12 protein-coding genes are annotated in these 12325 nt (G+C 38.1%); 5 read left to right on the top strand and 7 right to left on the bottom strand.

The window, feature by feature from the left end; genetic code table 11:
* Positions 1-152 precede the first annotated feature (152 nt).
* The 3 genes from AC04QZ_RS16615 to AC04QZ_RS16605 all read right to left on the bottom strand — a co-directional run bounded on the left by AC04QZ_RS16615 (position 153) and on the right by AC04QZ_RS16605 (position 3471).
* On the bottom strand, positions 153-737 hold the full coding sequence (locus AC04QZ_RS16615) for a riboflavin synthase (protein ID WP_086545043.1): 585 nt from the start codon (positions 735-737) through the stop codon (positions 153-155).
* 133 nt (positions 738-870) lie between these two features.
* A complete protein-coding gene (gene accC / locus AC04QZ_RS16610; RefSeq protein ID WP_478358692.1) occupies positions 871-2382 on the bottom strand; it encodes an acetyl-CoA carboxylase biotin carboxylase subunit in 1512 nt (503 codons plus the stop codon).
* 63 nt (positions 2383-2445) lie between these two features.
* Positions 2446-3471 (bottom strand): threonine aldolase family protein, encoded by a 1026-nt coding sequence (locus AC04QZ_RS16605; protein ID WP_478358691.1) that lies wholly within the window; start codon positions 3469-3471, stop codon positions 2446-2448.
* A 220-nt stretch (positions 3472-3691) separates the two neighbouring features.
* On the opposite strand from AC04QZ_RS16605, the gene AC04QZ_RS16600 reads away from it, so the two are divergent.
* Complete coding sequence (locus AC04QZ_RS16600; protein ID WP_086545041.1) at positions 3692-4552, top strand: N-acetylglucosamine kinase; 861 nt, start codon at positions 3692-3694, stop codon at positions 4550-4552.
* A 219-nt stretch (positions 4553-4771) separates the two neighbouring features.
* On the opposite strand, the gene AC04QZ_RS16595 is transcribed toward AC04QZ_RS16600, so the two are convergent.
* A complete protein-coding gene (locus AC04QZ_RS16595) occupies positions 4772-5461 on the bottom strand; it encodes an NUDIX hydrolase (protein ID WP_086545040.1) in 690 nt (229 codons plus the stop codon).
* A gap of 111 nt (positions 5462-5572) precedes the next feature.
* Between AC04QZ_RS16595 and pfkA the strand changes: the two genes are divergently transcribed.
* The 3 genes from pfkA to gap are packed head-to-tail and all read left to right on the top strand — an operon-like array spanning position 5573 to position 8410.
* Positions 5573-6559 carry a 6-phosphofructokinase gene (gene pfkA / locus AC04QZ_RS16590; RefSeq protein ID WP_086545039.1) on the top strand — a complete coding sequence of 329 codons (987 nt, stop codon included), beginning with the start codon at positions 5573-5575 and terminating at the stop codon, positions 6557-6559.
* 1 nt (position 6560) lies between these two features.
* The gene (locus AC04QZ_RS16585) at positions 6561-7403 is read left to right on the top strand and encodes a hypothetical protein (protein ID WP_086545038.1); all 843 of its coding nucleotides are present in this window, start codon (positions 6561-6563) and stop codon (positions 7401-7403) included.
* Between the two features lie 8 nt (positions 7404-7411).
* Complete coding sequence (gene gap / locus AC04QZ_RS16580; protein ID WP_029280245.1) at positions 7412-8410, top strand: type I glyceraldehyde-3-phosphate dehydrogenase; 999 nt, start codon at positions 7412-7414, stop codon at positions 8408-8410.
* Between the two features lie 649 nt (positions 8411-9059).
* On the opposite strand, the gene AC04QZ_RS16575 is transcribed toward gap, so the two are convergent.
* From AC04QZ_RS16575 to AC04QZ_RS16565, 3 genes are all read right to left on the bottom strand, one after another.
* Complete coding sequence (locus tag AC04QZ_RS16575; protein ID WP_478358690.1) at positions 9060-9842, bottom strand: hypothetical protein; 783 nt, start codon at positions 9840-9842, stop codon at positions 9060-9062.
* A 37-nt stretch (positions 9843-9879) separates the two neighbouring features.
* Positions 9880-10626 (bottom strand): metallophosphoesterase, encoded by a 747-nt coding sequence (locus AC04QZ_RS16570; RefSeq protein ID WP_478358689.1) that lies wholly within the window; start codon positions 10624-10626, stop codon positions 9880-9882.
* 98 nt (positions 10627-10724) lie between these two features.
* Positions 10725-11480 carry a DeoR/GlpR family DNA-binding transcription regulator gene (locus tag AC04QZ_RS16565; protein ID WP_478358688.1) on the bottom strand — a complete coding sequence of 252 codons (756 nt, stop codon included), beginning with the start codon at positions 11478-11480 and terminating at the stop codon, positions 10725-10727.
* A 91-nt stretch (positions 11481-11571) separates the two neighbouring features.
* Here AC04QZ_RS16565 and AC04QZ_RS16560 point away from each other — a divergent pair, with 91 nt between their 5' ends.
* Positions 11572-12123, top strand: a complete 552-nt coding sequence (locus AC04QZ_RS16560) for a 5' nucleotidase, NT5C type (protein WP_478358687.1) — start codon at positions 11572-11574, stop codon at positions 12121-12123.
* The last annotated feature ends 202 nt before the right edge of the window (positions 12124-12325 follow it).

The following is a 12325-nucleotide window of genomic DNA, read 5'->3' as shown; positions in this document are numbered from 1 at the left end:
TTTTAGTCTTAACTATACGATAATCAGAAATATTATTTAACCAACCATCCTGCACTGTTATGAAAAATTAAGCGTTAGCACAACGCCAATAATTAAATAAAATGCTATTTAACAGTCATTTACAACAATAAACTAATAGAAAAAAATAAAGCTTACCGGTTCATTAATCGGGCAACATATTTGCCAATGATATCGAACTCTAAATTTACAGTATCGCCAACTTCAACTTCCTGTAAATTGGTATGTTCGAAAGTATAAGGGATAATAAATACCGAAAACTCATCGGCCTGAGAATTTACGACGGTTAAGCTTATGCCATTTACACAGGCGGAACCCTTTTCTACAGTTACATTTCCGGCTGACGCATCGTATTTAAAGCGATATTCCCAGCTACCATCCAGTTCTTCTCTTTTTACGCAAACAGCCGTCTGGTCTACGTGGCCCTGTACAATGTGGCCATCTAAACGGGCATTCATCTGCATGCAGCGTTCGAGGTTAACTTTGCTCCCCACCTTTAGGCCGTCGAGATTGGTTTTATTTAAGGTTTCATCTATAGCGGTAACGGTATGTGTTCCGTCATTTAAAGCCACCACCGTGAGGCACACGCCGTTATGGGCTACACTCTGGTCTATTTTCAGCTCATGGCTAATTGCAGAAGAAATGGTAAAGTGGATATTGGTATGGTCGTTTTTAATGGCAGTAACCTCGCCAAGTGTTTCTATAATTCCAGTGAACATTTTATATTTATTTACAATAAGGTCGTCATTTCGACTGAAGTGCAGTGAAATGGCGAAATCTATATTATTTTAACTTATAGATTTCTCCACTACGGTCGTAATGACGATCCCACCCCATGACGATTCATTTATTCTAATATTTCAATCTATTTTTTCTCCAGTCGGAGCTATTTTTAATAGCTGCATCTCCCAACTTCACCTCTTTCTTATCAAATAGTTTTGCAGCAATTACAGCAGCAATTAAGGCTTCTGTTTCGTCCTGTACTTTTAAACTTTCAGGCTTAAAGTATTTACCCACAAAATGTGTGTCGAAATTACCCGTTTTAAAAGCCTCGTGCTGCATGACAAATTTACCAAAACCCAAGGTAGTTTCTATCCCTGTAATATCATATTCTTCAATAGCCCTCACCATGCGCTCAATGGCCTCTTCCCTGTCTTTACCATAAGTAATCAGTTTGGCGATCATGGGGTCGTAATAAATCGGGATTTCCATCCCCTGCTCAAAACCATCATCAACCCTTACCCCGTTGCCTTTTGGCGTATTATAAGTTTGCAGGGTACCAATATCCGGCAGAAAATTATTGGCCGGATCTTCGGCATAAACGCGAAGTTCTACGGCGTGCCCACTGATTTTTAAATCGGCCTGACTAAAGCTCAGCTTTTCGCCAGAGGCAATTTTTAGCTGTTCTTTTACCAGATCTATACCTGTAATTAATTCGGTTACGGGATGTTCTACCTGCAAACGGGTATTCATTTCGAGGAAAAAGAAATCGAGGTTCTCATCCAAAATAAACTCCACCGTACCAGCTCCGGTATAATTTACCGAACGGGCTACATCTACGGCGCACTTGCCCATCCTTTGCCTGATTTCTTCAGTTAAAACAGACGAAGGTGCTTCTTCTATCACTTTCTGGTGACGCCGCTGTACAGAACATTCACGTTCAAAAAGATGAACAATATTGCCATGGTTATCACCCAGAACCTGTATCTCGATGTGTCGTGGAGAGGTAACATAACGTTCAATAAAAACAGCTCCATCACCAAAAGCCGAGGTGGCTTCACTTACGGCAAGCTGCATTTGTTCTTCAAAATCTTCAGCCCGCTCCACAATACGCATGCCCTTGCCTCCGCCACCTGCAGCAGCTTTAATCAATATCGGGAAACCGACTTCGATGGCACGTTGTTTTGCCTCGTTCACATCCTGAATGGCTTCTTCCGTTCCTGGCACCATGGGGATGTTATATTTTAGCGCTGCTGCCTTTGCCGAGAGTTTATTACCCATCGTTTCCATAGCCTGTGGCGAAGGACCAACCAAAATCAGCCCTGCATCGGCAACCATTTGTGCAAAACCAGCATTTTCTGACAAAAATCCATAACCGGGGTGAATGGCTTCGGCTCCCGTTAATTTACAGACACCAATGATCTTCTCTCCTACCAGATAACTTTGGTTAGATGGTGCTGGCCCAATACAAACCGCCTCATCGGCATAACGTACATGCAGTGCATTACGGTCTGCTTCAGAAAAAACGGCAACCGTTTTTATGCCCATTTCTTTCGCCGAGCGCATGATACGCAAAGCAATTTCGCCACGATTAGCGACGAGGAGTTTGGAGATTGGCGTTTGGGCTTTGGAGTTTTCGGGCATCTTGGTTAGCATTTCATTAGACATATCGACTTAGGACTAAAGACTCAGGACTTAAAACCCTGTCTAAGACAAATGTAATATTATTTCTATTGCCTGATCGATCATTTCGGTACTTAGATCCAGGTGTGTTACCAAACGGATGGTGCTGGCACTGGTGGTATTGCAATGCAATCCTTTTTCTTTAAACTGGTGTACAATTTTCTCTGCTGATCCCTTTTCTACTTCGAAAATAACAATGTTGGTTTCAACCGGCATGACCGATTTTACATATTTTGTGCTGGCCAGTGCATTAGCCAAAGCCTGTGCATGAGCATGATCGTCTTTCAAACGCGTGACGTGATGATCGAGCGCATAAATACCTGCCGCTGCTAAAAAACCAGCCTGGCGCATGCCTCCACCAAAAGCTTTTCTAATTTTCCGCGCTTTATGGATCATTTGTTTGCTGCCCAACAATACTGAACCAACAGGTGCTCCAAGTCCTTTAGATAGGCAGACCGAAATACCATCAAAATATTTGCCGTATTCGCTTGCCTGATCGCCCGTAGCCATAAGTGCATTAAAAATACGTGCACCATCTAAGTGCAGCTTTAATCCTTTTATGTTACAGAGGTGATGGATAGGTGCAATCTGCGATAAGGTATAACAGCTTCCGCCACCTTTATTTACGGTATTTTCTAAAACCACCAAACTGGAATTGGGGTAGTGGATATTATCTTCATTGATTTCAGGCTCAATCAGCTCCGGTGTCAGAATCCCACGATCGCCATATAACAACCTGACCGATGCGCCGGAATGATAGGCAATGCCGCCGATTTCGTAACGGTATACATGTGCCGTCTGATCGCAGATCACCTCGTCCATGGGTTGGGTAAAACACTTAATCGCAATCTGGTTGGTCATCGTTCCGGATGGACAAAATAATCCGGCTTCCATATTAAAGGTCGAAGCCAGTTTTGTTTCCAATGCATGCACCGTTTCGTCTTCACCAAAAACGTCGTCGCCCACTTTTGCATTCATCATGGCATCCAACATTCCGGCAGTTGGTTTGGTTACCGTATCACTCCTGAAATCTAAAAATCTGTTGTTCATTTCGCTATCTGCTTGTAAAATATTGTTGACGTTAAAAAAAAAGACCAATGCCTTTTCTGGTATAATTTTAAGGTTTTTCGGCGATTAAACGCCCTATATAGTGTATTTTTTACACACTTAATTTCCGACAACAACAAATTGTTAAAAAATTATTAAAAAAAAGGATACAAAATATAAGACTTTTTATACTTTTATCGTGCTAAAACCAAAAATAAATAAAATGATAGTAATTGCAGACGGCGGATCTACCAAAACAAATTGGTGTTTGATTAACGAGGCCGGCAGAAAAATTTACTTTAACACCGAAGGTTACAATCCATATTTTTCAAAAGGAGAGTACATTGTAAAGTCTTTGAATGAGACTCTTCCAGACCACTTGGAAAGAGAGAAATTAACAGCAGTTTACTACTACGGTGCCGGCTGTTCTACACCTGCAAATGTTAAGATTGTGGCTGATGCCATGCAACAAATCTTTGTTAATGCAACCATTTTTGTAGGCCATGATTTACTTGCTTCATCTAGAGCACTCCTTGGAAACGAGCCAGGATTTGCTGCTATTTTAGGTACCGGTACTAACTCATGTCTTTACGATGGATCTGAAATTACCATGAATATCGATTCATTAGGTTATTTCCTGGGTGATGAAGGTAGCGGTTCGTACATTGGTAAACGTATCTTAAGCGATTACATGAAAGGTTATATGCCGAAAGGCCTGCGTGAAGCTTTTTACGATAACTACGCTTTAACTAACGAAGATATTTTCGATAACATTTATAACAAGCCATTGCCAAACCGTTTCTGCGCAAGCTTTAGTAAATTCTTATACGATTTTAAAGATAATTACGAGGATTATGCCTTTGCAACCATTGATTATGCATTTACCGCATTTTTCGAGGCTTTGGTTATTCACTATCCAAACTACAAAGACCACAAGTTAAACTGTGTAGGTTCTGTAGGTTACAGTTTCCGAGATATTTTAAGTATTGTAGCCGACCGTTACGAAATGGGCGTGGGTAAAATTATCCGCTCACCTATAGATGATTTGGTTCACTACCACCTGGAGCTAGCCCCTAAGGCTTAGTTTTCAGTCCTAAGTCTGGAGTCTTTAGTCCGGAGTCAAATACGAGTTAAAATAAAAATCCCCGATTTCAAACCGGGGATTTTCTTTTTTATAAGTTATTCAGCTGTATTAGTCTTTCAGCTCTTAAGTCTTTAAGCCCTCTGCTATCTCACTTCTGGCTTTATTTTTAGCGCTATGCCCTCCGCACAACGCCAAACGCTTTCCGCTTAGCGCTCTCCGCTAAAACGAAATTTCCTTACCAAAAAGTTTGGCATATTTACGTTTATCAAAACGGTATAAAGTAGCTGCACGATAAGAAACACCTTTTTGTTTTTCATCAAGCTCTTTCAACACGCCAAAACTCACAATTTTCTTTCTAAAGTTTCTTTTATCGAGTTTTTTACCCAGCACCAGTTCATAAACATGCTGTAATTGCGTTAAAGTAAATTTTTCCGGCAAGAGTTCGAAAGCAATGGGCTGGTGTTTAATCCGGCGTTTTATTTTTTCTAATCCTTTGTCGTAAATTTTCTGGTGATCGAAAGCAAGTTTAGGTAGATCGGTAATTGGCAGCCAGTTGGCTCGCTTGGCGTAGCTGCTAATCGGCCTCAGCTCTTTATCGCCACCCAAACGGATCAAGGCATAATAAGCCAAAGTAATTACCCTACCCTGGGGGTGCCTGTGCGGATCACCAAAAGCATAATACTGTTCCATATAAATACCACGCAAACCAGTAAGTTCGTACAAAATCCGGGAGGCTGATTGATCTAAACTTTCATCAGGGCCAACAATGTTACCGGGCAATGCCCACCAATCTTTAAACGGTTCTTCATTCCTTTCAATTAGCAGGATTTTTAATTCCTTACCATCAAATCCAAACAAAACGCAATCTATCGAGAATACAGAATCTAAATGAGGTAAAATTTGTTCCAAAGTAAAATTTAGTTATTTTAAGCAGATAAAGGTATGACTTTCAATATTAAGTAAAAAAAATAAAATAAATTACTTAGTGTAAAAAATACACACTATATTCGTGTTATAAAGATGGAGCCAAATATAAAAAATATAGCTGTACTCACTTCTGGAGGCGACGCCCCTGGAATGAATGCTGCAATCAGAGCTGTTGTTCGTACCGGAATTTACCATGGCATTAACATGTTTGGTGTAATGCAAGGTTACCAGGGTTTAATTACCGACAACATAAAACCAATGGACGCCCGTTCTGTAAGTAATATTTTACACTTGGGTGGTACCATATTAAAAACTGCACGCTGTTTAGAATTTAAAACAGACGAAGGTCAACAGATTGCCTACAATAACTTAAAGAAAAACGGCATTGATGGACTAGTGGTAATCGGCGGTGATGGAACATTTACCGGAGCGAAACGCTTTTCAGAAACTTTCGGCGTTAAGGTAATCGGGATACCAGGCACGATTGATAATGACTTAGTGGGATCAGATTTTACCTTAGGTTACGATACGGCTATTAATACTGTAATCGAAGCGATTGATAAAATTAGAGATACTGCCGATGCACACGACCGTTTATTCTTTATAGAGGTAATGGGCCGCGACTCTGGCTGTATTGCATTAAGAAGTTCGATTGCCAGCGGTGCCGAAGCAGTTTTGTTACCGGAAAAGGAAACCAGTGTAACTGAATTGATTGAAAAACTGGCCTTAGGCGCAGCTACAAAAAAATCATCAAGTATCGTTATCGTGGCCGAAGGCCATAAACAAGGCGGTGCTTATGATATTGCAAAAAAAGTAAAAGAAACTTTTGACCATTACGACACCAAAGTAACTATACTGGGCCACCTTCAACGTGGTGGTAGCCCAAGCAGTTTCGACAGAATTTTAGGCAGTCGTTTAGGTTTTGCCGCGGTAAATGCGTTAATTGCAGGCGAAACGGAGCAAATGGTAGGTTTAAAAGGAAACGAAATAAAATTAACCAGCATAAGAGAGGCTTTAACCGCTCATTCTTTTAAACTCGAGCCCGATTTAATGGAAATGACAGAGGTACTTTCAATATAATATGGTAGCAGTTGTTTATAGCGGATCAAAAACAGCATTTTGGAAAATAACACAAAATGGACAGGTAGTAGCACATTGTAATACTACAGGCCTAAACCCTTGCTTTGTTGATCCAAAAACGATCTTACAGATTTTAAACAAAAAAGTTGCTTTGGTTAACAACGCAGAAAATATAAAGAAAATTTATTTTTTTGCAGCTGGGGCATCGTCAGCAGACAGAAAAGAGGAATTAGCCAAAACCCTATCATCGTTTTTCAAATACAGTAAAATTGTAGTAGAAAATGATTTATTTGGCGCCGCTAAAGCAGCCTGTTATGATCAACCCGGTATTGTTGGCATGCTGGGAAGTGGTGCACATTGTGCATATTTCGATGGAAAAAAGCCAATCAGTAACAACTTTGGATTAGGTTACATACTGGGTGATGAAGGTTCTTCGAATTATTTTGGGAAAATACTCCTTAAAGAATTCCTAAGCCTTAAAATGCCTAAGGATATCGAAACCAAATTCATGCTGAATTATAATCTAGACCGCCCTCAGATATTAGAACGTATATACAATAAGCCACAGGCCAATATATTTTTAACTTCTTTTTTTGATTTCATTACCCAAAACAGCAAACACGAATATATTCGCAGGCTGATTGACGAGGGCTTTGAAAAATATATTAAAACCTATGTTTTACCAATGGCCGAAAAATACAGCGACCGGGATATACATATTGTAGGTAAGGTAGCTGCAGAGCTCGAAGACCGGTTAAAGCTGGTGGCTAATAAATATGACATCACAATTAAAAGCATTATTAAAGAACCAATACAAAATTTATTAAAACATTACACTAATTAACAAAAACAATGAGCAAAATTGGAATAAACGGCTTTGGCCGTATTGGCAGACTGGTTTTCAGAGCCGCATTAAAAAGAGGATTGGATATTGTAGCGATTAACGATTTGATCGAGCCTGATTATATGGCATACATGTTAAAATATGATACTACACATGGCAAATTTGATGGTACGATTGAAGTTGTTGATGGTAATTTAGTTGTTAATGGCAAAACAATCCGCGTAACTGCAGAAAGAAATCCTGCTGATTTAAAATGGGATGCTGTAGGTGTTGAAGTGGTAATCGAATCTACAGGTTTATTCTTAACCCGTGCTGATGCTGAAAAACACATCGCTGCCGGGGCTAAAAAAGTAGTTTTCTCTGCTCCTGCTAAGGATGGCGATATCCCTACTTATGTAATGGGCGTTAACCACCATAAATTAACTGCAGATCAAACTATTGTTTCTAATGCATCTTGTACCACAAACTGTTTAGCACCAATTGCTAAAGTTTTAAACGATAACTTCGGTATTGTTGAAGGTTTAATGAGCACAATCCACGCGGTAACAGCAACTCAAAAAACAGTTGATGGTCCTTCTGCTAAAGACTGGAGAGGTGGCCGTGGTGGTTTCTCTAACATCATCCCTTCTTCTACTGGTGCAGCTAAAGCTGTTGGTATGGTTTTACCTGAATTAAAAGGTAAATTAACCGGTATGTCTTTCCGTGTTCCTGTTGCTGACGTTTCTGTTGTAGATTTAACTGCACGTTTAGAAAAACCAGCTACTTACGAGCAAATTAAAGCAGCAATGAAGGCAGCGTCTGAAGGCGAATTAAAAGGTGTGTTGGCTTATACTGAAGATGAAGTTGTTTCTTCTGACTTTATTGGCGATGACCACGCTTCGATTTTTGATGCCAAAGCTGGTATCTCTTTGAACGATAATTTCGTTAAAGTGGTATCTTGGTACGATAACGAATGGGGATATTCTTCTGCATTAGCTAAATTCGTAGAATATTACGCAAGTTTGTAATAAAAAATTGCGCTAAGCGCTATTTTAAACCATAATAAAAGGCAACATTATTCAATTAATGTTGCCTTTTTGTTTTAAATACAATTTTCACCCATAAAACTCCATCTCAAAAACGATTGAAAATCAGTTTTTATTTAATTTTTATACCCAAAATTTACTTAACAACACCTAAAACTCAAAAAATAGGCTTAAAATTTCAGAAAAATTCATATTTACCCAATAACTAAACAAACGTTTGACTAAATAATACCATAAATTGATAATATTTAACAATTACTTAACATATTTTTGAGCTATATTTGCAACACAGTCGTTTTAAATCCTAAAAGCTTACAGAAAAGGAACAGGAAATAAAAAATGACAAAAAAAATACTTAAATTTTTCTTAGTGTATTTTTTACACTATCAAATTTTTTACTATATTTGTAGAGTAATAAACGGAACGATGTTTATCACGATAAAAAAAGACAAATCATTTTCTTGAAGCACTTCGGTTCGGATAGAAGATTAAAGACAAAGCCTGGCTCATAACAGGTTTATATTTGGTTAGAAAAAAGAGACAAGTCTGGATAGATTGTCTCTTTTCTTATTTAAGGGGAAATCTTATCAGATCGATGTAATAAGCCCGCTACTCTACATAAGGTTAAGCATTACATCCACCATTCCTTCTTTACTTTGCCAAGCTCCCTTTCAGTAACCGATACTTTAGGAGTCTTGTTTTTTAGCATAAGATCCAGCCAACCGTTTTTTCTATATTTTTCAGAAACATTTAGTTCGCCAGCCCCTGTATCGAAGTCACAGTTTGAACTTGGCACCCTATAATCTGCCCAATTACATTTTTTACCGGTTTTCGAACCGTAAATTTTCCAACTTCCTACAAATGCATTATTAAAATAGCCATCTGAGCCTATATTTATATTATCATAAACGACTTTATTATTTTTATCCAGATACCATTTCGTTTTTACAATCCCGGAAAATACACCTGAATGCTTTTGATTTTTATTTTCAAAAAACTCATACTTTGCAATCAGAATCCCTTGCGTTTTTGAAATGCCTTTAAACTCATTGTCTACTCCGAAACTGGTGCGCCTGGATTCCTTAACTTCTTGAATGGTTATCTTGCCATTAAAATCACAAACATCCTCCTTCACGCATGATTTCCCTTTTATGATATACTCTAATGGATTATCAGGATTTTTCACTGCTGTTAAAATCTTAATTAAGATTCTTTGATGTTCATTTCCAATTATCCCATAAACTAAATCATTCTCTGTTCTTAGCCACAGATCTGAAAAGTTATACTTTACAAATTGTTTAGTTTTATCAACAGGAATTAATTCTTCATGACTCATAATATCAGTACGGCAAAGTGATTGAGCAGATAACTGAAAAGAAGAAAGGAATAAAATGGTCAATATTTTATATTTCATTGTTAGAGCGTTAGTAATACATTATTAAGATACAATTCTATATCTGTATTATCAATTCTTTATTAAAACCATTATATTTTTCATTTATATACCCATGCGGGTTACAGATGATTTCCGTTTGATCTATGTTATATCTTACCGGAGTGTGAACATGACCGTGAATCCAATAACCAGGTTTATATTTTATAATCATATGCTCAAGATCTGATGCATAAGCTGCTGCAACAGGGTTATCTTTATATTCCATGGGGATAGATCTGATGCTGGGCGCATGGTGCGTGATGACTACATTTTTATCAGATTTTGATTCCGCTAAACTTTTCTGCAACCAGTTTTTAGAAATCTGGTGAATCTTATAAGTATCGATCGTCCTTAATTTTGAATACGAAGGGTCTCTCCTGATTAATTTATAATCATTCATTTTAGCCTGACAGACAATTCCGTATTCTACAGGGTTGCCAAAAAGGGAAAAATCTGTCCATAAAGTCGTTCCATGAAACCTTATCCCGCTGAACTCAATACTATCATTCTCTAACACGTTAACATTCGAAGCTCTTGACGCTTCTACTATTTTATGGAGCGTATTTGGATATGTTCCTTTATAATATTCGTGATTGCCTAAAACATAAATTACAGGTTTATCTGGAATATTTTCTTTAATCCATTCGACACCTTTTGTTCCTAAATTGACGTCGCCTGCCAGAATTATCAAATCCGCATTTTCGAAATTTAAGTCCGAAATCCCAAACTCTTGGTGTAAATCACTTATGATCTGTATTTTCATGTATTCAGTTTATCTCCCAATTGTTATTTCCCGTGTGGTATATAAAAATATCATGAATTATTTTTTTATTGATCCATGCCTTAATAATAATCTAGGTTCTAAACCACCTCAATCCCTAAATGTTTATAGGATGCGAGGGTAACATGATCAGCATCTGTCTCCGTAATGATTACATCCACATCCGTAACCGGACAAACATAAAAAGGCTCTACGGTATTTATTTTTTCGAGTGCGGAAAGTGCTATGGTTTTCTGCGCCTGGTTAATCATGATATTATTCAGCTGGGCATCTTCATAAATAATGGAAGTAATACCCATACTGTGGTGCAAACTACAAATACCAAGCATACAAATATCGGCCCTGACCTTTCTAAAGGTATCGATAGTTTCTTGTCCCATGGTGGTAAATGCAGTCTTATGCAATCTTCCGCCAGCAAATATCACTTCGGCGTTAGGGTGGTCTTCCAAAATATTGGCTACCGGGAAGCTATTGGTAATAATGGTGATTTTTAGCTCTTTAGGTAATGCGGCAGCCAGCGCTACTACAGAAGTACCGCCATCGAAAAACACCACCTGACCATCTTTCAAAAACTGTAATGCTTTATTTGCAATAACCTGTTTGTGTTGCTGATTGTACTTCTCCCTGTCCCGGTAGTGCTGTGGAATGGGTGAATGGGAAATGGCGCCCCCTCTAACTGCCCTGAGTAATCCTTGCATGTCAAGTTCCTTAATATCTCGGCGTACAGTATCTTCTGACACATTGAGCAATGTACTCAATTCATCCAACCGTACCTTATTGTCTTTTTCCAGCGTATCTATAATGACCTGTAAACGTTCTTCTTTTACCATATTCATGCAATATATTGCAAATATATAAATTTAATGAGATTAATATTTGCAATATATTGCAAATATTAAATATTTTTGTTGCAAAATATAGCAAATCATGAGAAAAACAATTGGCATCGACATGGACGGAGTTCTTGCCGACATCGAAGATCATATACTACAAACCTATCAGGAAGAAACGGGTATTTCACTTACCCGCAATGACATAAAAGGCAAATCGGAAGAAGAACTTTTTCCGGATAGAGCAATGGTAATGAAGATCTGTAATAGAGCAGGCTTTTTCAGAAACCTTCCTGTTATGGATGGCGCGGTTGAAGCGGTTAAAAAATTAATGGAAGATTATGAGATCTATATTGTTTCTGCTGCCATGGAATTTCCTTTATCACTCTTCGAAAAACGCGAGTGGCTTGCAGAACATTTTCCTTTTATAGGCTGGAAGAATATCATCTTTTGTGGCGATAAAAGCATTATTGATACTGATTATTTAATTGATGACCATTGTAAAAACCTCGATTTCTGCAAGGGAAAACCCTTAATGTTTACTGCATTCCACAATGTAGAAAAAAATCATCATCAAAGGATAAATCACTGGGCTGAGGTATCAGAATTAATGAAGGAGTTGGAGGAGACAAATCTTACAATCGCGTAGTTAATATTTAGGGCTTCATATTTACTACTGCAAAAAAATGCCAAGAACAAAAAAGGATGTAGCCACTGGCCACATCCTCTATCTAAATTAACGCTCTCAACTATGAAGTTGATATAAGGCTCTCACCCCTTATATCTGCAATATTACGGCTCAAAGATTAAGATTTGATGAAGATTTTACTTTAGACCATAGCATTTAATAA

The organism is Pedobacter folensis, from assembly GCF_056490665.1.
The sequence above is the reverse complement of the archived record's forward strand: the minus strand, read 5'-3'. Positions and strand labels throughout refer to the sequence as shown.